Raw genomic sequence first — 18,365 nt, 5'->3', positions numbered from 1 at the left:
CGCAGGCTACGCTGAGCGGCATGAACGCACTGCGGTCCTGGCCGGAATTTCAGGCGACGCTGCGCCTCCCGCTGATGCTGGCCCCGATGGCGGGCGGCACCGGGACACCCACACTGGCCGCCGCCGTGTCGGAGGCCGGCGGGCTGGGCAGCCTGGGCGCGGCGTACCTGACGCCCACGCAGATCAGCGCGGCAATGGCCGCCGTGCGCGCCAGGACGGACCGGCCGTTCGCGGTGAACCTGTTCGCGCCTCAGCCCCTGCCGCCCGTGACCCCGGCAGAGGTCGAGGTGGCCTGCGAGGAACTCGCGCCCTTTCACGCGGCGCTGCGCCTGCCGCCCCCCACCCTGCCGCCGCAGGTGCAGGAGGACTTCGGCGCGCAGCTGAACGCCGTCCTGAGCGACCCGCCAGCCGTGTTCTCCTTCACCTTCGGTCGCCTGCCACCCGCCGCGCTGGGCGCGCTGCACGCGGCGGGCGTGCTGGTCGTCGGCACGGCCACCAGCCTCCGGGAGGCGCGGCAGCTGGCGCAGGACGGCGTGGACGCCGTGACCGTGCAGGGCGGCGCGGCCGGCGGACACCGGGGCGGCTGGCAGGAGGACGCCCTGGCCGACACCCTGACCCTCACGCGGCAGGTCGCGCAGGACACGGGCCTCCCGGTCGTCGCGGCGGGCGGCCTGATGACCGCCGGGGACGTGAGGGCCGCGCTGCAGGCCAGGGCGGCGCTGGCCGCGTGTGGCACGGCGTTCCTGCTGGCCGACGAGGCGGGCACCCCCGCGCCCTACCGGCACGCACTTCTGGAGGGCACGCGCGACACCGTCCTGACCCGCGCGTACTCGGGGCGCGCGGCGCGGGGCCTGCAGACCACCCTGACCGGCGGCGTCCACTCTCCCCTCCCCTTCCCACATCAGAACGCCCTGACCCGCTCCCTGCGCACGGCAGGCGCGCAGGCCGGCCACGCGGACCTGCTGAGCCTCTGGGCGGGGGAAGGCTACCGGCAGGCCCGCACCGCAGGCGCCGCGCAGATCGTGGCGGACCTGACCCCATGACCCCCGACCCGCTGGCACCCGACCCCTTGACGGTCGCCCTGCGCCCCCTGCGCCCCGGTGACGAGGCGGCGGCGGTGCGCTGGGCGGCGGACCCGGTGTTCTGCCGCGCGGCCGACTGGACGCCCGGCCTGTCGGCGCGGGTGGTGCGGCGGCACTGGCAGGCGATCATCGCGGGGAACGACCCGACGTTCCGCCGCTGGGGAGTCACGGCGAACGACGAACTGATCGGGTACGCGGACCTGGGCCGCATCGGGCCGGGCGGCGCGGAACTGGGCATCGCCCTCGGGGACCGGGCGTGGTGGGGGCGCGGGGTGGCGTTCAGGGCGTGCCGGGACCTGCTGACCCTGGCGTGGGAGGCGGGCCTGCCGCGCGTGACGGCCCTGGTCCACGCCCCGAACGCCCGCTCGCACGCCCTGATGCGCCGCCTGAACATGCGCGACGACGGGCACGCCGACCCTGAACCGTATGCGGGCGAGGTGGTGGCCGTCACGCGCTACGTGATCCTGAACCCGGCGCTGATCGGAGAGTAGGCAGTGACGAGCAGACAGTGACAGGCAGACAGCGGCAGGCAGACAGTGGGTCGCCCTGCCCACGGCCTCATACGGACTGCCGTTTGTTTCGCCAACAATCCGGAACTTCACCGCCCCTGCCGACTCCACGTCCGGAGGGGCGTTTCTCTCCCACTCTGCGGGGCAGCTCTGCGAGTCGCATCCGCTCGGACCGGGCGGGCTTTGCAGCCCATTCAATCGGAGTCCGTATCAGTCCAGCAGTGTGTGTCCGGCGGCCCGCAGGGCGTGGGCGGCGCGGGGCAGGTCGGCCTGCGCCACCAGCACGTAGTCCGTGTTGAAGGTGGACAGCGCGAAGATGCCCACGCCGGCGTCCCGCAGGGGATCCAGGACACTGGCGAGAATGCCGGTCAGGGTGAACGCGAACGGGCCGTGCAGTTTCAGGGCCGCCCAGCCGCGCTGCGTGGTCACGCCGGGCGGGACGTTCGCGGCGGGGCACACGACGGACAGTTCGTCGCGGACACTCATGACGCACCACAGGTCGCCCGTGAACGCCCAGGTGGGCGCGGCGCTTCCGGCGGGAAGCTGCGAGACGGCGTACTCGCCGGGCACCACGGACAGCGTCTGTGACATGACGGCAGGATAGCGCCCCGCGCCGCGCCGTCCCGCCGCCCCCTCCATCCGGCCAGGGTGAGGCCCTGTCCGTTTGCCGGGCGTACCGGCGGGGCGCGGGGATCACCATGTGGGCATGACGAATCTATCTGAACTTTCAACAGCAATGGCGGACATGGTCGAGGGCGCGTCGCAGAGCGTGGTGCAGGTCCGGGCGGCCCGGCCGGTCAGTGGCACGGTGGTCGGTGACGGCCTGATCCTGACGGCGGCGCACGTACTGCCCGCCGATGACGTGACGGTCGTGGCGGCCGGCGGGGTCCGCTGGGGCGCGGTGGTGGCCGGGCGTGACCCGGCGACGGATCTGGCGCTGCTGCGCGTGCCGGGCCTGAATCTCCCGGCCCTGACCGTGGGCGCACCCGTGCGGGTGGGCGAACTGCTGCTGGCGGTGGGTCGCCCACCGCATGGCGTGCAGGCGGCGCTGGGTCTGTACGGGCGGGATGTGCCGCAGCAGGGGCCGGGGCAGGGCTGGCTGCCCAGCGGGGCCGCGCCGTTCCCGGCGTCGAGTGGGGGCGCGCTGCTGGATGCCAGCGGCGGTCTGGCGGGCGTCCTGAATGCGGGCGTGCGGCGCAGCGAACTGCTGGCCGTCCCGGCCGGGCGGGCGCTGCGGGTCGCGGCGCTGCTGGACTCGCAGGGCCGCGTGCCGCGCGGGTACCTGGGCCTGTCCGCGCAGCCCGTTCACTTCCCGGACACGCAGGCCATGTCCGGAGCGGCCGAGTCCGGGGTCGCCGAGTCCGGGGTGGCTGGGAACGGGGCGGCGCGCGGGCCCCGTGGTCCGTGGGAGCGTGGTCCGTGGGGTCGTGGGCCCTGGGAGCGCGGGCACCGGGGCGGGCCGGGGCGGGAAGGCGGTCATGAGGGCGGTCGTGGGCGTGGCGGCCCCAGGGGACCGCGTGGCCCGTGGGGCGCAGGCGGGTGGCAACCGGGCGGGTGGGCCCAGGGTGGCCGCGTGGGACTGACGGTCGTGCAGGTGGACGCGGACGGCCCGGCAGCGCAGGCGGGCGTGCTGGTCGGGGACGTGCTGCTGGCGCTGGACGGCGCTCCGGTCCGGCACCCGCGGGAACTGCTGGAGCGGGTGCGGGATCAGGCCGGGCAGACCGTGACGCTGCGCGTCCTGCGCGGCGGGCAGGAGCAGGACCTGCCGGTACCGGTCGGGGAACGCTGAACGGCGCCGTGCGGGTAGGATCAGGCATGACCGTCCCGCCTGCCGCGCCGGGCCTGCCGACCGTGCAGGTGGCGGTCGCCTCGGCGGTGCTCGCGGCGGGCGTGCAGGCGATCCTGGCGGCCAGCGGCCTGCACGGCCCTCCGGCTGGTGAGGCCGACGTGCTGATCGTGGACGACGCGTGGCTGGCCGACCCGGATGCCCTGGGCGGCCACCCGGCCCTGGTGGCGCTGGGCTCGGGCGTGTGGGCCGCGCTGCTGCCGGACTTGAGTGCCGGCGGCTGGGCGGCGCTGGGTGCCGACGCCACGCCCGCCGAACTGCTGGCCGGGGTGCTGGGCGCCGCTGCGGGACTGGCCGTGCTGCCGCCCGCGCTGCTGCCCTCGCCCGCGCCGGAAGCACCCGCCGACGACCTTCACGAGGACGACCCGGCAGGCGCTCCCGGTGACGTGACCCTCACGCCCCGCGAACGCGACGTGCTGGCCCTGCTGGCCGAGGGTCTGAGCAACAAACGCGCCGCCCGCGACCTGGGCGTCTCCGAGAGCACCGTCAAGTTTCACGTGCAGGCCCTGTACTCCAAGCTGGGCGTGCAGAGCCGCGCCGGAGCGGTCGCGCGCGGCATCTCCCTGGGACTGGTCAGCGTGTAATACGGGTTCCGGATTGCCGGCGAAACAAACGGCAGTCCGTATGATGCGGACTCCAATTGAACGGGCTGCAAAGCCCGTTCAATCCGAGCGAAGCGAGTGGGAGCAAGACGGGTTCCGGACGTGGGGCCGGCAATCCGGTGAAGTTCCGGATTGTTGGCGAAACAAACGGAATCCGTATCAGTCGCCGGTGTCGAGCAGCAGTCTGGGCCTGAATTTCAGCCCGTCGGCCGCCACGAGGTGCGCGGGCACGCCGCCGACGTGCCGCATGCTGCGTTCCACCGGCACGCCGTGCAGGTGCCCGTACACGATCATGTCGGGGCGGGCGTCGTCGATGACGCGGGTGATGGGGTTGGCGGGGTACGGGGGCGTGGCGGGCGGGTAGTGCAGCATCAGGATCAGGTGGTCGCCGGGTTGCCGCAGGGCGCGGGCGGCCTTCACGCTGAGGCTCAGGCGTTCGGCCTCGCGGGTCAGGAGGCGGGTGTCGTCGTCACTCAGGGGGTCGTGACCGGGCGTGAGCCAGCCGCGCGAGCCGCACACGACGACGTTCTCCACGCGCACGGCGTCGTTCACGACGGCCAGCATGCCGGGAGGCAGCGCCGCGCGGAGTTTCCCGGCGGTCGGCCACCAGTAGTCGTGGTTGCCGCGCAGCAGGACCTTGGTGCCGGGCAGCGCCGCGACGGGCGCGAGGTCGGTCATGGCGTCCGGGAGGCGCATGGCCCAGGACAGGTCGCCGGGCAGCAGCACGAGGTCCTGCGGGCGGACGAGGTCCTGCCATTGGTCGAAGATGGCCTGCGGGTGCCCGGCCCAGTTCGGTCCGAAGACCGTCATGGGTTTCGGGGTGACGGTGGCGAGGTGCAGGTCGGCGATGGCGTACACGCGCATGGGGTCTGGGTCGTCTCCGGGCTCGGGCGGGGGGCGAAGGGGGCGGGGGCGGGCAGCAGAAGGGCCCCCCCGCAGGATAACGGGAGGGCCCTTCTGGTGATGGTCGGGGCGAGAGGATTCGAACCTCCGACCCCGTCGTCCCGAACGACGTGCGCTACCAGGCTGCGCTACGCCCCGAACCCGACCACCGCCCGGCTGTTGCTGGGCAGGGGGTAGTCTACGCGGCGCCCTGCGGGGTGTCAAGCGCGGCGGGGCGCGTCATTCCGCGTCCCAGTCTTCCGGGCTGCCGTCCATGTCCTCCCCTTCCGGCAGGCCGGCGACGTGTTCGCGGATGGCGGGCCAGATGACGTTCCCGGTGAAGCCGCGCCGCGCCAGGAACGAGAAGGCGCTGGCCTGCGGGTCGCGTTTGCGGGCGAAGGACGACCAGCGGCGCGCGAGCAGTTCACGCACGACCTGCGCCTCCGCGTCGGGGTCGCGGGCGTCCACGGTCTCGCGGATCAGGTCGTCGGTCAGGCCCCGGCGCTGGAGGGTCTGACGGACGCGCAGGCTGCCCACGCCGCGCCGCGCGCCCTCGGCCCGCGCGACCTGCGTGTCGTCCTGATAGCCGAGTTCCTGCACGCGGGCCAGCACGGCCGCGATCAGGTCCGGGTCGTCGCTGCGTTTCTCCAGTTTGGCGCGCAGTTCGGCCTGCGTCAGCGCCCGCTGGCCCAGCGCCCGGAAGGCGTAGCCGATCAGGGCGTCGCGCTGCTCCTGCGGGGTGCGTTCCCGCGCGGGCCGGGCGGGCGGCGTGTCCTGCGGGTCTGCGCCGGGCGGGCGGGCCGGGCGGCGTCCGGGTCTGTATCGTCCGGTCATGCCTGCCAGTATGCCGCTTGCCACGGCCCGCAAAGGCAGGTATAGTCACGAGGTTGCCCACCCCGCGCGGGTGGCAGCCCGGACCCGCTCGCCCAGCGTGGCGCGCAGGTCCGGTGCGCCGGAAGCACCGCGAAGTACCGCGTCCGGACGCTCGCGTTCCCCCGCGTGGGAACCGCCCCGCACCGCCAGACCGGCGGCGGGAGAAAAGGAGAAATCACATGGCCCTTCGTCACAAGTCCGCCCAGAAACGTCACCGCCAGAGCCTCAAGCGCCGCATGACCAACCGCAGCCGCAAGAGCACCATCAAGACCTTCACCAAGAAGGCCGTGGTGGCCGCCCAGACCGGCGCCGAGGACCTGAACACGCTGCAGGCCCGCGCCGAGAGCCTGATCGACAAGGCCGCCAAGGGCAGCACCCTGCACAAGAACGCCGCGGCCCGCAAGAAGAGCCGCCTCGCCAAGGCCATCAACAAGGCCAAGGCCGCGCAGCAGGGCTGAGCCCCCAGGCACGCGAAACCCCGTCCCACCCCAGCGGTGAGGCGGGGTTTCGCGTTGCCTGCCGCCGCCGGGCCACGAAAAAGGCGGCGACTCCCATCCTCGGGAGTCGCCGCCCGCCTGATACGGATTCCGTCTGTTTCGCCGACAGATCGGAACACCACCGATCTGCCCGCTCCACGCCCGGAACCCGTTTTTCTCCTCCTCTGCGGGGCAGCTCTACGAGTCGCATCCGCTCGGATTGAAAGGACTTTGCAGCACTTTCAATCGGAGTCCGCCTGAGAATGCTCTGACTCAGGCCGTCCTGCTGGGTTGAGCGTTTACTTGACGGTCGCGCGGATGGCGCAGGTGCCTTCCTGCCCGGCGGTCAGGCGGGCGATGTTCCAGCGGACAGCGGTGTACTCGCTGGGTTTGACCTCGACCTTCTTCTGCACGGTCTTGCCGTTCTCGGTGACGGTCACGGTCTTCATGAGGGGCGCGGCGGCGAAGGTCTTGCCGTCGATGCTGTACTGCGTGGTGACGCCGGCCACCGTGCAGCTCGCCTGCTGGAAGGTGGTGGCCGGGTCGACTTTCATGTTCAGGGCGATGCTGTTCAGGGGGCCTTTGCTGACGTTCCTGAAGGTCTGCCGGAGGGACAGGACGCTGCCGGGCACGACCTGGGTCTTGTTCGCGTCGGTCAGGACCTCGACTTTCTTGCCGTCGCGGGTTTCCTGGGTGACGACCATGGTCGCGGCCGTCAGGGTCAGGGGGCTGGGGGTGGTGGCGGCGGCACCGGCGAGCGTGCCGAGGGCAGCGGCGCCGAGCAGGGTGGTGCGGATCAGGGTGGACATGGCAGGAACCTCCGGTGGTGGGTGGGGCGTGGGGACGGGGGTGAGCGGCGCCCGGTCCGGGACCGCCCTTGCCTTCCATGATTACTGCGGGCGTTCATGAGCTGCGTGGGGGCCGCCGGGGGCACTCATCCCCCCACTGCGGCCCCCACGCCCATCAGATTCAGGTCAGCCGGTGACGGCGCCGCGCGTCTCGACCACGCCGGCCAGCACGCGGGCGATCTCGTGGATCTCGGCGGCGTCCTGACCCTCGACCATCACGCGGATCAGGTTCTCGGTGCCGCTGGGGCGCAGGTTCACGCGGCCCTTGCCGTGCAGTCTCGCCTCGGCGTCGGTCACGGCGGCCTGCACGGCGGGGTCCACGGCGATGGCTTTCTTGTCGGCCACGCGCACGTTCACCAGCGTCTGCGGGTACATGACGAGGTCGTCGTGCAGCTCGTCCAGCGTGGTCTGCGTGGCGCGCATGCTGGCCAGCGTGAGCAGCGCGGTCAGCACGCCGTCGCCGGTGGGCGACACGTCCAGGAACAGGATGTGGCCGCTCTGCTCGCCGCCCAGGGTCAGGTGCTGGTCGTGCAGGCGCTCGTGCACGTAGCGGTCGCCGACGGCGGTGCGTTCCAGCGGGATGCCCGCCTCGCGCAGTTTCACCTCCAGGCCCATGTTCGCCATGATGGTGGTCACCACCGCCTTCTCGCCGCGCGCGCGGGCGTTCAGGAGCAGCATGTGATCGCCGTGCACGACATTCCCACGGCTGTCCACGAACAGGGCGCGGTCGGCGTCCCCGTCGAAGGCGACGCCCAGATCGTACTTCCCTTCGCGCACGATGCGTTGCAGGTGGTCCAGGTGGGTGCTGCCGCACTCGCGGTTGATGTTGCGGCCGTCCGGGGTGGTGTACACGGCGAACACGTCCGCGCCGGCCGCCTGGAAGACCTTGGGGCCCACGCGGTACGCCGCGCCGTTCGCGCAGTCCATGGCGATCCGCAGGCCGCTGAGGTCCGGGGCGTGCGCCTTGAGGTAGTTGACGTACAGGCGTTCGGCCTCGGCGTAGTTGGTGACGCCGCCCAGGTCCACGCCGGTCACGGGCGGCAGCGTGTCCACGCGGTCGATGGCGGCCTCGATCTCCAGTTCGGTGGCGTCGCGGAGTTTCTGTCCGTCCGCGCCGAAGAACTTGATGCCGTTGTCCTCGTAGGGGTTGTGCGAGGCGCTGATGACCACGCCCGCGTCGGCGTTCAGGTGGCGGGTCAGGTAGCTGACGCCGGGGGTGGGCAGGACGCCCACGTGGATGACGTTCACGCCCCGGCTGGTCAGGCCGGCGGCCAGGGCGGCTTCTAGCATGTCGCCGCTCTGGCGGGTGTCCTTGCCGATCACAACGCTGGCGCGCGGGTTCTGCTGTTTGAGGACCTCACCGGCCGCCGCGCCGAGCGCCATGACCCAGGAGGCCGTCAGGGGGAAGGCCCCCGCCACGGCGCGCACGCCGTCCGTTCCGAAGTACTTCCGTTCACTCATGATGGCGCCCATCATACGCGTGGGAGTGCCGTGAGTACCTGACTCATGACTGACCGGGCCTGGGATGGCCTGCCTGAACCGGGTTCAATCCCGGAAACCCGGCGGGGCGCGGGCGCGTACCGGGGGCATGAGTGGATTCTCCGGCGGGTCGTTTTCGTTCAGTCGCAGCGGACGGGGTGGGGGGCTGGGTGGCCTGCTTGGCGGGCGTCACAGCCGCAGCAGCTTCAGCGGGGGCCGCGCCCACTACGGGCGGCGCGGGCACTACCGGCAGCGGCGCGGCGGGTGCCTGGGCTGCCTGGGCATGGTCGCGCTCGTCACAGTGACCGTGGCGGGCGGCGCGGCAGGCCTGCTGACGCTGCTGGGCTGATGCCCCCCAGCCCCGCGGCCGCGCTGGCCGACACCCTGACCGTGCTGCGCGGCGACGGGCCGGTCATCCTGCACGCCCGCTGCTGGCCGCGCGACCTGCGCGACCGGTTCGCGGGTGTGGGCCGTCCGCTGGAAAGCTGGGTGGGTGAGGGGGCGGCCTTCGCCCGCTTCGACGCTCGCGGGGAGCCGCTGTTCCTGAAGTTCATTCCGGCCGGCTGGCGGGACCGCCGCGCCTGGGAACGCCTGACGCGCGAGGCGGCGTACCTGCGGGACCTCGCGCCGCTGTCGCCGGTGCCGCACGCCCCGTTCCGGCACGCGGCGCAGTCCACGCGCACGCCGCACGCGCACCTGCTGACCCGCGACCTGACCGAGGAGACGACCGGCTGGGGGGCGCTGACGGACAATACGACACGAGGCGCGGCCCTGCTGGAGATCGCGCGTCTGCTCGCGCGGCACCACGCGTTCTGGGCAGGTCCGGGGCAGGCGGCTCTGCGCGGCCCCTGGGCGTGGCAGCCGGGGCGGGTGCTGGACCGCGCCGCCCGGATGCACGCCGGGCTGACCGCAGGCAGCCTGAGCGGCCCGGACGGACGGCCCGCGCCGCTGCCGGAGCCGGTGGTGCGCTCGGCACGCGAGGCGGCCGGACAACTCCCCTCCCTGCTGGCGGCAGCTCCCGTGACGACCCTGGTGCACGGTGACATTCACGCCGGGCAGGTGCTGTGGCGAGGGCCGCAGCCGGTCCTGATCGATTACGGCCAGACGCATCCCAGCGTGCCGGGCGAGGACCTCGCGCACCTGCTGGCCGTGCGCCTGGACGCCGCCGACCGCGCCCGCCTGGGACCGGACCTGCGCGCCGCGTACCGGGACGAACTGGCGCGCGGCGGCCTCCCCCTGACGGCTGTGGAACTGGCGGCACAGGAGCGGGCGGGACTGGCGCTGAACCTGCTGTCCGTGGTGCGGCAGGCCGCGCGCACGCCGGAGCGGGGCACGGCCGAGGCGGCGCTGAAGGTCACGGCTGCGTGGCAGGAAGCGGCTGGGCAGGGTCCGTGAGGGCAGGGTCCGTGAGGGCCGCGTCACCCAGGCCGCCCAGCCCCAGGAAGGCCCGCCAGCGGTCGAGTTCGCGGCCCAGGGCGCGGCTGAACGGCCCGGTCTGCCGCGCGCCGGGCACGAGGTCCAGGTCCGTGTGCAGCTGGCCGCCCTGCACGCTCAGGTTCGCCCAGCCGACGGCGCGGCCCGCGTGCAGGACCGGCAGGGCGTAGTACCCGAACTGGCGTTTCGGGGCGGGCGTGTACGCCTCGAACCGGTACGTCCAGCCGTGCAGATGCGCGAACCGGCGGCGATCCCACACCAGCGGATCGAAGGGATTCACGATCCGCACGCCGCGCGGCGCGGGAGCCTGCGCGGGGTCCTGTCCGGGCAGCCACACGTACGTCAGGCCGTCCACGCGGGCCGAGTGCAGGTCGTCCCGCAGGGCCTGCCGGAACGCGGCGCGCAGTTGCGGCAGCAGATGCGGCAGACCGTAGTGCGACAGGCCGATCAGGTACCCCAGGCTCGCCTGCGGCAGCGGCCCGTACAGCCGCGCGAGCAGATGCACCACGCCCCGCAGCCGCTCGCGTTCCGGCAGGGGCGACCCGCGCAGCGCCCGCAGGTGCGGGGCCGGGCCGTACAGCCGCACACCCCCCACGCGCCGCGTGACGCGCAGCTCGCCCCGGCGGTGCAGCACGTCCAGCGCGCGGGTCGTGGCGCTCGACTGGCCGCCCCAGGCGTTCACGGTGCGGCCCTGACCCAGCTGCAACGCCACCTCGCGCGGGTGCACTTCCTCGCGGCCCTGCACGGCGGCGCGCACCTCGGGCAGCAGGTCGGGGTGCGCGGCCTCCAGACGGGTGGGCGGCACCTCACGCGGATGCAGCAGCGCCTGCACGGCGCGGGGCATGAAGCCGTAGTTGGGCAGCATGTCCTCCTCGACGTCCAGGGTCAGGTACAGCCGCTCCAGGTCCCCGGCGCGGTAACCGGGCACGCGGGCCATCAGGGTCAGGTCCTGCGCGCGGGCCGGCGCGCGGATCGGGTCGGCCTGCACGAAGCCCATGGTATTCAGGGCCGCCTGCACGCTGCGCTGCGGGTCCAGCGTGCGCGCCGCCGCCGCACGCAGGGCCGCCAGGGTCGGATCGGGAGTCACAGGGGCAGGGTAACGCGCCAGTCCGGCACAGGAAAGGGAGGCGGACCAAGTGGCCCAGCCTCCCCTTCCTACCCATGCTGACTCCTGCGGGAGCTTACTTGATGCTGCCGGTCAGGCCGTTGGGGTAGAAGCCGCCCTTGGTGGCGTTGGGGGCCAGGTAGACGATGTTCAGCACCTCGCGGGTGGAGCGGCCGTACGCCACGCCGTTCTTGTCGGCGGGCGCGACGATCATGTTGCCGGCGTTGTCGCTGAGGCCCTGGTCCTTCATGCCGCCGACCGAGCCGCGCAGGTTGCTGATGGCCTGCACGACCTGACCGACGTACAGGCCGGCGGCGGCGCTCACCTGACGCTGCTGGTAGAGCATGGTGCGGATGGCGCCGCCGTGGTAGGCCTCGACGGCCAGGATGCCGGCGGCGGCCTGCAGGTACGCGGGGTTGGTGATCAGGGTCGCGGCGCCGTTATAGGCGGTGACGCCCACGTCCTCGAAGATGAACGCGCCGTGCAGGAAGAACAGGTCGTTCAGGAAGGGGTTGAATCCGTCGATCTTCCCGCCGGACGCGGCCTTCCCGGCGGCGCGGAACGCTCCGTTCAGGTCGATGACGGGGCGGGGGGCGGCGGCCTTGCCGAGCGCGCCGGACAGGAATTTGACGTGCTGCAGTTCGTCCTCGGCGATGTCGCGGGCCAGGGCCTGCACGTTGCCGTCCTTGAACTGCATGCCGCGGCTCTGGTCGAGGCCGGCGGGCAGGATGATGTTCGCGCCGCCACCGATCTTGCGCAGTTCGTCCACGCGGCCCACGGCGGCGAGGTAGAAGGCCGCCTCGAGGTACTCGAGGTTCAGCGCGAAGTTCAGGACGGCGCCGTCGATGTCCTTGGCGGGCGCGGCGGTGGCGGTGCCGGCGGTCGCGGCGAGGCCCATGGCGGCGGCGCCCATGCCGATCTTGCCGAGGAAGCCCATGGCGGCGCGGCGGTTCATGGTGTCGGCGTTGGTGGCGGCGGCGATGATCTGTTCGGTGCTGGTGCGGTTATCCATGATGGGTGCTCCTTGTACGGGGCGCAGTGAGCCTTCTGGACGTCACGGGTGTGAGGTCCGGCGGGGCGCTGCGGGAGAGGGATGAGGGGTGGGCGGAAGCGGGCGCTGTAGGGGGGAACAGCGCGGGCGGTTCCTTCCTGACAACCGGGTATATGCGGGGCCGCGGGAATCGGATCAGGTACCCGTCCTACATGAACGCCCCCTAAAGAACGCGGGCTGATCCAGGCAGCCAGATCAGGCGGGCGCGGCGGCTAGAGTGGGGCGCATGACAGCCTCTCCCACCCTGTTCGAGCGGATCATCACCCGCGAGATTCCCAGCCAGATCGTGTTCGAGGACGAGCACTACATCGCCATCCGCGACATTGCCCCCAAGGCGCCCATCCACCTGCTGGTCATTCCGAAGAAGGTGTCGGCGCGGGTGGACGAGATCACGGACGCCGCCGAGATGGGCGAGCTGTGGCTGACCGCCACGCGGGTCGCGCGGCAGCACGCGCAGGACTACCGGCTGGTCGTGAACTGCGGCCCCGGCGGCGGGCAGATGGTGTTCCACACGCATGTCCACATCCTGGCCGGGTGGAAAAACGGCCCGGACAACGATACGGGCCTGGGCCAGTGACCGCCCCCACGGATGCCCCGGCGCTGACCGGCACGTTCGACGCGGTCCTGTTCGACCTGGACGGCGTACTGGTGGACAGCGAGGCCCTGGCGGCGGACGTGTGGGTCCGCACGCTGGCCGAACACGGCCTGCCGCTGGCCCTGAACGACTTCGCGCATCTGGCGGTCGGGCAGACCTTCCCGAACGTACTGGTGCGCCTGAGCGACCTGCACGGCTGGACACCAACCGACGCGTTCCTGCCCACCCTGGAAACCCGGTTCAACGCGGCCTTCGACACCCTGGACGCCATCGAGGGCGCGCGCGACACGCTGGAAGCCCTGCGGCGGGCGGGCGTGCCGTTCGCAGTGGGCAGCAACAGCGAACGCGGGCGGCTGCACATGAAACTCGCCTCGGCCGGGCTGACGGCGCTGGTGGGCGCGCACGCCTACGACCCGTCATGGGTGGGCGGGCGCGGCAAGCCGGAACCGGACCTGTATGCCTTCGCCGCCGCGCAGCTCGGCGCGGACATCACGCGCTGCGTGGTCGTCGAGGACAGCGTTCCGGGCGCCACGGCGGGCGTGCGGGCCGGCGCGACCGTGATCGGCCTGCTCGCCACCGGACACGCCCACCCGGACGACGCCGCGCACCTGCTGGCCGCCGGGGTCAACCGCGTGGTGACCTCGCACGCGCAGTTGCAGGAGGCGCTGGGGCTGGCCGTTCCGGTCTGATACGGACTCCGATTGAATGGGCTGCAAAGCCCGTTGGGTCCCGGCGGGTGCGACTCGGAGAGCCCCTCCGCAGAGCAGGAGAGAAACGCCCCTTCGGGCGTGGAGCTGGCAATCCAGCGACGTTCCGAGTTATCAGCGAAACAGACGGAATCCGTATGAAGGGCGGGGCGGCCAGTGGCCCCGCCTCCCCTTGACAAGAAACTCTACATATGTTGTTAATGGGCCATGCCCCGCCCACCCAACTCCAGCCCGCACACCAGGGCCGTCTTGCACGCCCTCCAGCAGACCTACCCCGCGCACACCTACGGCTACGACCTGAGCAGAAGCACCAGCCTGAAAAGCGGGACCCTCTACCCCATCCTCCAGCGCCTGCACGAACAGGGCCACCTGGACGCCCAGTGGGAACCGTCCCCCCACCCCGGCAGACCACCCCGCCACATCTACCGCCTGACCCACAGCGGCCTGCAACTGGCCCGCGAACGCCACGACCCCAGCCCCACCACCCACACCACAGGAGCACTGACATGACCCAAGACGACTGGAACACCGGCATGCAGAACGAAGCGGACAGCGTTCAGGACGCGGAGTGGAGCTGCGACACGCGCCGCCACCTGCGCCACCGGCAGCTGGGCCGCACCGCCCTGACCGCGTTGCTCGCCACCACCGGAACCGTCGCCGCCACCGCCGCCCTGACGCTGGGCACGCAGTGGAGCGTCATGACCCGCGAGGCCGCCCGTAACGGCGTGGACAGCCTGACCTTCCTGAAATGGAACCTGCTGGGCAACCCACAACCCGTCACCACCATCACCAGCAGCCAGGACCCGCAGTTGCCGATCCTCGGGTTGATCCTGACTGTCTTCATGCTCGCCGCCGTCGCCACCCGCCTGCGCGTCCCCCGCTGGATCACGCTGCTGTGCGCCGCGCTGGGCACCATCACCATTTCCAGCCTCGGCAACCTGATCCTCAGTGACTTCGCCGGATTCCCCGCCTACCCCCTCAGCGTTGCGCTGGGCGTCGCTGCGCTCGGCATCGTGCTGGGCCTCCCCCTCCGGCACCCGCAACCCACCCGGACCCTCGCATGACCCCCGACGAGTGGAGGGCCGCCATGCGCAACGAGGCCAACAGCGTGGACGACCAGCCGTGGGCTATGCAGACGAAACTGGCGGCGGGACGGTTCGGGTGGCGCGCTGCGAGTCTGGCGGCGGCGGTGTTCGCTGCTCTGGGCGCTGGCGTGGTGGGGCTGACCCAGCTCTTCTGGCTGCACGATGCGCCGGCTGGGCTGTGGCTGGGCGTGATGGTCATGACGAGCGTACTGGGTGCACTGCTGGGCCTGCGCCACGTGGGGCCGCTGGAGGCCGGGGCGGGCGCACTGGCGTTCCTGCCGGGTGCGTGGCTGGCGGTGGTGGCGTTACAGGCCGCGCTGGGCGACGCGGCCCCGCGTGATCCGGGGGTGGCGGATCAGGGAGCGACGGTGCTGGCCGTGATAGCGGCGTGCACGGCGGGGAGTATCCGGAGCCTGACGGCGCTGCGTCGTTCCGCCGCGACCTGAACCCGTGACGACACCGGGCCGGCCCGCAGTTCAGGCCGGCCCGCTCTGTCCGCTTACGCCAGGGGCAGTTCGATCATGCCGCCCGGTCCCTCGCCTTCTTTGCGGCCTTCCATGCGGGCGGTGACGGCCAGTCCGGTGGGCGTCTGGGCGAGGCCCCCGTCGGCGGTTTCGCGCAGCGCGGCGGGCATCATGCGGCCCACGCTGGCCATCGCGCCCAGCACCTCGTCGGGCGGGATGAAGGATTCCAGTTGCGCCAGCGCAAGCTGGGCGGCGCTGACGGCGTGCACGGCGTAGAAGGCGTTACGGCTCACGCAGGGGACCTCCACGTACCCGCCGACCGGGTCGCACACGAGGCCGATGGTGTTCATGAGGGCCATGCTGGCGGCGTGCACAGCGGCGCGGGGGGTGCCGCCCATCAGTTCGACGATGGCGGCGGCGGCCATGGCGGCGCTGGAGCCGATCTCGGCCTGACAGCCTCCGGCCGCGCCGCTGATGAACATGCGCTTGCTGATGGCCTTGCCGATCCCGGCAGCGAGGATCATGGGACTGACCAGCCGCTCGTCGGGAATGCCGAGGTGGTCGGCCACGCCGATCAGCGCGCCGGGAATCGTACCGGCACTGCCCGCGGTGGGCGCGGCGACGATGCGGCCCATGCGGGCGTTCTCCTCGTTCACGGCCATCGCGTACGCCTGCACGCGCCGCAGCAGGGGGGCACCCAGGGCGTCCGGGGCGTCCCAGAGGCCCTTGGCGTTCCAGCCGACCATCCCCGTGATGCTCCTGGCATCGCTGCTCAGGCCGCGTTCGATGCTGGCGCGCATCTCGCAGATGCGGCGCAGCATCTCGGCGCGGATGTCGTCGGGGTGCAGGCCGGTCTCGGCGCAGTCCTGCGCGAGAATCCAGTCGGAGGCGGGGTGGGGGGCGTTCAGGATGTCGTCGAGGGTGGTCATGGCGTCCTTGAGCCGTGCGCGGCGCACGGAGGGTGAAATGGTGAGGCGGCAGCGGGAAAAGTGGCTCCCATGGTACGCCCCGACCTGTCTAGCCGAATCAGCGCGCGGTGAGGCCGTCCGGAGCGCACGGACACGCTACGGTGCAGCCGTGAAGCTCCTGCTGATCCGCCACGCGCAGTCCCAGAACAACGTCATCGAGGACCGGCCCGACTACGCGCAGGCGCGGCAGCCCGACCCGCCCCTGACTGCGCACGGACACGCCAGCGCCCAGCAATTCGCGCAGGACGCCGACCTGAGCGGCGTGACGCACCTGTACACCAGCCTGATGCTCCGCGCTGTGCAGACTGCCCCGCCCATCGCCGCCCGCCTGAACCTCCCCGCGCACGGCACCGAACGGGCCTACGAGTACGGCGGCCTGACCACCGGCCCCGCCGGAGGCTTCACGCCCGTCACGGGCGGCGACCACGCGACCCTCCGCGCGCACTGCCCCGCGCTGGTCTGGCCCGCGCACCTGACCGGGCAACCGTGGGACGGGGGCGCGGAAGCGTGGGAGGAATCCCTCTTCCATCCCCGCGCCACGCAGGTCCTGACCGACCTCCGCACCCGGCACCCCGGTCAGGACCGGGTCGCACTGGTCACGCACCACGACTTCGCCGGAGCGCTCATCCGCGCGGCACTCGGCTGGCCCGTCACGGGCACGCCACCGACCTTCCACCTCGCGCACCTGGGCACCGCCCAGCTCGACCTGCCCGCAGACGGCCGCGTGGGCGGACTGGACTGGCTGAACCGGTAAGGAACCCCTCACCCCTGCCCCTCTCCCCAGGGGAGAGGGAGGGAGTCGCGGAGCGGCGGAAGGGTGAGGGGTCGCCTACGCCTCCCGCGCCACGCGCAGCAGTTCGCCGCCCCGGACCATCTCCACGATCTTGAGGAGGTCCGGGCGGTAGTAGCGGTCGCGGGTCATGTTGGGGATGTGCGCGCGGATGTGTTCCCACGCGGCCTGCGCGCCCCGCCCGGCGTGGAGGGTCTGGAAGTCGAGGGCCTGCGCGGCGCACAGCAGTTCGATCCCGATGACGTTCTGCACGTTCTCCAGGATGGCCCGCAGTTGCCGGGCGCCGTGCGCGCCCATGCTGACGTGGTCTTCCTGGTTGGCGCTGGTGGGGATGGTGTCCACGCTGGCGGGGTGCGCGAGGACCTTGTTCTCGCTGACGAGGGCGGCGGCGGTGTACTGCGCGATCATGAAGCCGCTGTTCAGGCCGCCCTGCGGCGTCAGGAAGCCCGGCAGGCCCGACAGGGACGGGTTCAGGAGCTGCTCGCAGCGCCGTTCGCTGATGCTGCCGAGTTCCGCCACGGCGACCTTCAGGGCGTCGATGGTCACGGCGAGCGGCTGCCCGTGGAAGTTCCCGCCGCTCACCACATCGCCGGTATCGGGGAAGATCAGGGGGTTGTCGGTCACCGACGCGAACTCGACCGCTAGGACCCGTTCGGCGTGCGCCAGGGCGTCCAGGCTCGCGCCGTGCACCTGCGGCGCGGCGCGCAGCGAGTACGCGTCCTGCACCTTCCCGTCCCCCACCAGATGCGACGGGGCGATCTGCGAGCCGCGCAGGAAGAACCGCAGTTCCTCGGCCACCGCGACCGCGCCGGGGTGGGGGCGCAGGCCCACCACGTCCGGCTGGAAGGGCCGGTGCGAGCCGTACATCGCCTCGACCGTCATGGCCGCCGCGAGGTTCGCCGTGCCCAGCAGGGTGCGCGCGTCCGCGACGGCCAGCGCCAGCAGGCTGCCCATGAGCTGCGTGCCGTTGATGAGCGCCAGTCCCTCCTTCGCCTGCAACGTCAGCGGGGTCAGGTCCAGGTCGGCCAGCACGTCCGCACTGGCGCGCACCGCGCCCCGGAACTCGATCTCGCCGTGCCCGATCAGGGCCAGGGCAAGGTGCGCCAGCGGCGCCAGATCCCCCGACGCGCCCACGCTCCCCTGCGCCGGAATGACCGGGTGCGCCCCCGCGTTCAGCAGGGCCAGCAGCAATTCCACCACCTCGGGCCGCACTCCAGAGTGCCCCAGCGCCAGCGACTGCGCCCGCAGCAGCAGCATCCCGCGCACCACCTCGGTCGGCAGGGCCTCCCCCACCCCGATTGCGTGCGACAGGATCAGGTTCAGCTGCAACTCCTCCAGCCCCTCGCGCGGCACCTGCACCGACGCGAACTTCCCGAAACCCGTGTTCACGCCGTACACCGCCGCGTCACCGTCCACGATCCGCTCGATCACCGCCCGCGCCCGCAGGATGCGCCCACGCGCCGCCTCCGACAACTGGACGGACTCGCCGCCACGCACGACGGACAGGAATTCAGACAGGGACAGGTGTTGATCGAGAATCACGGGTGCTCCTTCGGAGGGTTGATGGGT

Annotated in this window: 22 protein-coding genes and 1 tRNA gene; 13 read left to right on the top strand and 10 right to left on the bottom strand. The window is 72.3% G+C overall.

Features of this window, described 5'->3' with window-relative positions:
* Window positions 1-20: 20 nt before the first annotated feature.
* Together CBQ26_RS04900 and CBQ26_RS04895 are read left to right on the top strand one after the other, a co-directional pair.
* Entirely contained in the window at window positions 21-1,043 is a 1,023-nt protein-coding gene (locus tag CBQ26_RS04900; RefSeq protein WP_088247424.1) for an NAD(P)H-dependent flavin oxidoreductase, read from the top strand.
* Complete coding sequence (locus CBQ26_RS04895) at window positions 1,040-1,573, top strand: GNAT family N-acetyltransferase (protein ID WP_229844229.1); 534 nt, start codon at window positions 1,040-1,042, stop codon at window positions 1,571-1,573. Before CBQ26_RS04900 ends, CBQ26_RS04895 begins: the two co-directional genes overlap by 4 nt.
* Window positions 1,574-1,801: 228 nt before the next feature.
* Here CBQ26_RS04895 and CBQ26_RS04890 read toward each other — a convergent pair whose 3' ends face one another.
* A complete protein-coding gene (locus tag CBQ26_RS04890; RefSeq protein ID WP_088247423.1) occupies window positions 1,802-2,182 on the bottom strand; it encodes an ACT domain-containing protein in 381 nt (126 codons plus the stop codon).
* Window positions 2,183-2,297: 115 nt separating this feature from the next.
* On the opposite strand from CBQ26_RS04890, the gene CBQ26_RS04885 reads away from it, so the two are divergent.
* Together CBQ26_RS04885 and CBQ26_RS04880 are read left to right on the top strand one after the other, a co-directional pair.
* Window positions 2,298-3,380 carry a S1C family serine protease gene (locus CBQ26_RS04885; RefSeq protein ID WP_244897983.1) on the top strand — a complete coding sequence of 361 codons (1,083 nt, stop codon included), beginning with the start codon at window positions 2,298-2,300 and terminating at the stop codon, window positions 3,378-3,380.
* A gap of 26 nt (window positions 3,381-3,406) precedes the next feature.
* Window positions 3,407-4,021 (top strand): response regulator transcription factor, encoded by a 615-nt coding sequence (locus CBQ26_RS04880; protein WP_088247421.1) that lies wholly within the window; start codon window positions 3,407-3,409, stop codon window positions 4,019-4,021.
* 177 nt (window positions 4,022-4,198) lie between these two features.
* On the opposite strand, the gene CBQ26_RS04875 is transcribed toward CBQ26_RS04880, so the two are convergent.
* The 3 genes from CBQ26_RS04875 to CBQ26_RS04865 form a co-directional block, all read right to left on the bottom strand.
* Complete coding sequence (locus CBQ26_RS04875) at window positions 4,199-4,903, bottom strand: metallophosphoesterase (protein ID WP_088247420.1); 705 nt, start codon at window positions 4,901-4,903, stop codon at window positions 4,199-4,201.
* A 100-nt stretch (window positions 4,904-5,003) separates the two neighbouring features.
* Window positions 5,004-5,080, bottom strand: a tRNA-Pro gene (locus CBQ26_RS04870).
* An 81-nt stretch (window positions 5,081-5,161) separates the two neighbouring features.
* Entirely contained in the window at window positions 5,162-5,755 is a 594-nt protein-coding gene (locus CBQ26_RS04865; RefSeq protein ID WP_088247419.1) for a regulatory protein RecX, read from the bottom strand.
* 218 nt (window positions 5,756-5,973) lie between these two features.
* Here CBQ26_RS04865 and rpsT point away from each other — a divergent pair, with 218 nt between their 5' ends.
* On the top strand, window positions 5,974-6,252 hold the full coding sequence (gene rpsT, locus CBQ26_RS04860) for a 30S ribosomal protein S20 (protein WP_055363480.1): 279 nt from the start codon (window positions 5,974-5,976) through the stop codon (window positions 6,250-6,252).
* Between the two features lie 317 nt (window positions 6,253-6,569).
* Here the strand turns inward: rpsT and CBQ26_RS04855 are convergent, their stop codons facing one another.
* Window positions 6,570-7,079, bottom strand: coding sequence for a hypothetical protein (locus CBQ26_RS04855; RefSeq protein WP_088247418.1), 510 nt, complete (start codon window positions 7,077-7,079; stop codon window positions 6,570-6,572).
* A 165-nt stretch (window positions 7,080-7,244) separates the two neighbouring features.
* On the bottom strand, window positions 7,245-8,579 hold the full coding sequence (glmM, locus tag CBQ26_RS04850; RefSeq protein WP_088247417.1) for a phosphoglucosamine mutase: 1,335 nt from the start codon (window positions 8,577-8,579) through the stop codon (window positions 7,245-7,247).
* A 127-nt stretch (window positions 8,580-8,706) separates the two neighbouring features.
* On the opposite strand from glmM, the gene CBQ26_RS04845 reads away from it, so the two are divergent.
* Complete coding sequence (locus tag CBQ26_RS04845; RefSeq protein WP_088247910.1) at window positions 8,707-8,946, top strand: hypothetical protein; 240 nt, start codon at window positions 8,707-8,709, stop codon at window positions 8,944-8,946.
* Window positions 8,946-9,992, top strand: a complete 1,047-nt coding sequence (locus CBQ26_RS04840) for a phosphotransferase family protein (protein WP_088247416.1) — start codon at window positions 8,946-8,948, stop codon at window positions 9,990-9,992. The genes CBQ26_RS04845 and CBQ26_RS04840 overlap by 1 nt, the downstream gene beginning before the upstream one ends.
* Here CBQ26_RS04840 and CBQ26_RS04835 read toward each other — a convergent pair.
* Together CBQ26_RS04835 and CBQ26_RS04830 are read right to left on the bottom strand one after the other, a co-directional pair.
* Window positions 9,952-11,118 carry a DNA glycosylase AlkZ-like family protein gene (locus tag CBQ26_RS04835; RefSeq protein ID WP_229844231.1) on the bottom strand — a complete coding sequence of 389 codons (1,167 nt, stop codon included), beginning with the start codon at window positions 11,116-11,118 and terminating at the stop codon, window positions 9,952-9,954. The two genes, CBQ26_RS04840 and CBQ26_RS04835, sit on opposite strands and share 41 nt — an antisense overlap.
* Before the next feature lie 94 nt (window positions 11,119-11,212).
* Window positions 11,213-12,148 (bottom strand): ferritin-like domain-containing protein, encoded by a 936-nt coding sequence (locus tag CBQ26_RS04830; protein ID WP_088247415.1) that lies wholly within the window; start codon window positions 12,146-12,148, stop codon window positions 11,213-11,215.
* Between the two features lie 265 nt (window positions 12,149-12,413).
* Between CBQ26_RS04830 and CBQ26_RS04825 the strand changes: the two genes are divergently transcribed.
* From CBQ26_RS04825 to CBQ26_RS04805, 5 genes are all read left to right on the top strand, one after another.
* Complete coding sequence (locus CBQ26_RS04825) at window positions 12,414-12,764, top strand: histidine triad nucleotide-binding protein (RefSeq protein WP_088247414.1); 351 nt, start codon at window positions 12,414-12,416, stop codon at window positions 12,762-12,764.
* Window positions 12,761-13,471, top strand: coding sequence for an HAD family hydrolase (locus tag CBQ26_RS04820; RefSeq protein WP_229844232.1), 711 nt, complete (start codon window positions 12,761-12,763; stop codon window positions 13,469-13,471). Before CBQ26_RS04825 ends, CBQ26_RS04820 begins: the two co-directional genes overlap by 4 nt.
* Before the next feature lie 225 nt (window positions 13,472-13,696).
* A complete protein-coding gene (locus tag CBQ26_RS04815) occupies window positions 13,697-13,999 on the top strand; it encodes a PadR family transcriptional regulator (protein ID WP_088247413.1) in 303 nt (100 codons plus the stop codon).
* Window positions 13,996-14,553, top strand: coding sequence for a hypothetical protein (locus CBQ26_RS04810; RefSeq protein WP_088247412.1), 558 nt, complete (start codon window positions 13,996-13,998; stop codon window positions 14,551-14,553). The genes CBQ26_RS04815 and CBQ26_RS04810 overlap by 4 nt, the downstream gene beginning before the upstream one ends.
* Window positions 14,550-15,020, top strand: coding sequence for a hypothetical protein (locus CBQ26_RS04805; RefSeq protein ID WP_088247411.1), 471 nt, complete (start codon window positions 14,550-14,552; stop codon window positions 15,018-15,020). The genes CBQ26_RS04810 and CBQ26_RS04805 overlap by 4 nt, the downstream gene beginning before the upstream one ends.
* A 53-nt stretch (window positions 15,021-15,073) precedes the next feature.
* Here the strand turns inward: CBQ26_RS04805 and sdaAA are convergent, their stop codons facing one another.
* A complete protein-coding gene (gene sdaAA, locus CBQ26_RS04800) occupies window positions 15,074-15,967 on the bottom strand; it encodes an L-serine ammonia-lyase, iron-sulfur-dependent, subunit alpha (RefSeq protein WP_088247907.1) in 894 nt (297 codons plus the stop codon).
* A 148-nt stretch (window positions 15,968-16,115) separates the two neighbouring features.
* On the opposite strand from sdaAA, the gene CBQ26_RS04795 reads away from it, so the two are divergent.
* Window positions 16,116-16,760 carry a histidine phosphatase family protein gene (locus CBQ26_RS04795; RefSeq protein ID WP_172417920.1) on the top strand — a complete coding sequence of 215 codons (645 nt, stop codon included), beginning with the start codon at window positions 16,116-16,118 and terminating at the stop codon, window positions 16,758-16,760.
* Between the two features lie 75 nt (window positions 16,761-16,835).
* Here CBQ26_RS04795 and hutH read toward each other — a convergent pair whose 3' ends face one another.
* Window positions 16,836-18,338, bottom strand: a complete 1,503-nt coding sequence (gene hutH / locus CBQ26_RS04790) for a histidine ammonia-lyase (RefSeq protein WP_088247410.1) — start codon at window positions 18,336-18,338, stop codon at window positions 16,836-16,838.
* Window positions 18,339-18,365: the final 27 nt, after the last annotated feature.

Origin of the sequence: Deinococcus indicus (assembly GCF_002198095.1) — a bacterium.
Classification (GTDB): Bacteria; Deinococcota; Deinococci; order Deinococcales; family Deinococcaceae; genus Deinococcus; species Deinococcus caeni.
This window is presented reverse-complemented; position numbering and strand designations above follow the sequence as displayed.

Excerpts from the sequence above, each read along its gene's own strand:
- CBQ26_RS04815 (WP_088247413.1), top strand. The coding sequence starts at position 13,697 with ATGCCCCGCCCACCCAACTCCAGCCCGCACACCAGGGCCGTCTTGCAC.
- rpsT (WP_055363480.1), top strand. The coding sequence starts at position 5,974 with ATGGCCCTTCGTCACAAGTCCGCCCAGAAACGTCACCGCCAGAGCCTC.
- CBQ26_RS04840 (WP_088247416.1), top strand. The coding sequence starts at position 8,946 with ATGCCCCCCAGCCCCGCGGCCGCGCTGGCCGACACCCTGACCGTGCTG.
- CBQ26_RS04825 (WP_088247414.1), top strand. The coding sequence starts at position 12,414 with ATGACAGCCTCTCCCACCCTGTTCGAGCGGATCATCACCCGCGAGATT.
- CBQ26_RS04830 (WP_088247415.1), bottom strand. The coding sequence starts at position 12,148 with ATGGATAACCGCACCAGCACCGAACAGATCATCGCCGCCGCCACCAAC.
- CBQ26_RS04810 (WP_088247412.1), top strand. The coding sequence starts at position 13,996 with ATGACCCAAGACGACTGGAACACCGGCATGCAGAACGAAGCGGACAGC.
- CBQ26_RS04885 (WP_244897983.1), top strand. The coding sequence starts at position 2,298 with ATGACGAATCTATCTGAACTTTCAACAGCAATGGCGGACATGGTCGAG.
- sdaAA (WP_088247907.1), bottom strand. The coding sequence starts at position 15,967 with ATGACCACCCTCGACGACATCCTGAACGCCCCCCACCCCGCCTCCGAC.
- CBQ26_RS04865 (WP_088247419.1), bottom strand. The coding sequence starts at position 5,755 with ATGACCGGACGATACAGACCCGGACGCCGCCCGGCCCGCCCGCCCGGC.
- CBQ26_RS04900 (WP_088247424.1), top strand. The coding sequence starts at position 21 with ATGAACGCACTGCGGTCCTGGCCGGAATTTCAGGCGACGCTGCGCCTC.
- glmM (WP_088247417.1), bottom strand. The coding sequence starts at position 8,579 with ATGAGTGAACGGAAGTACTTCGGAACGGACGGCGTGCGCGCCGTGGCG.
- CBQ26_RS04855 (WP_088247418.1), bottom strand. The coding sequence starts at position 7,079 with ATGTCCACCCTGATCCGCACCACCCTGCTCGGCGCCGCTGCCCTCGGC.
- CBQ26_RS04895 (WP_229844229.1), top strand. The coding sequence starts at position 1,040 with ATGACCCCCGACCCGCTGGCACCCGACCCCTTGACGGTCGCCCTGCGC.
- CBQ26_RS04805 (WP_088247411.1), top strand. The coding sequence starts at position 14,550 with ATGACCCCCGACGAGTGGAGGGCCGCCATGCGCAACGAGGCCAACAGC.
- CBQ26_RS04890 (WP_088247423.1), bottom strand. The coding sequence starts at position 2,182 with ATGTCACAGACGCTGTCCGTGGTGCCCGGCGAGTACGCCGTCTCGCAG.
- CBQ26_RS04845 (WP_088247910.1), top strand. The coding sequence starts at position 8,707 with ATGAGTGGATTCTCCGGCGGGTCGTTTTCGTTCAGTCGCAGCGGACGG.
- CBQ26_RS04880 (WP_088247421.1), top strand. The coding sequence starts at position 3,407 with ATGACCGTCCCGCCTGCCGCGCCGGGCCTGCCGACCGTGCAGGTGGCG.
- CBQ26_RS04875 (WP_088247420.1), bottom strand. The coding sequence starts at position 4,903 with ATGCGCGTGTACGCCATCGCCGACCTGCACCTCGCCACCGTCACCCCG.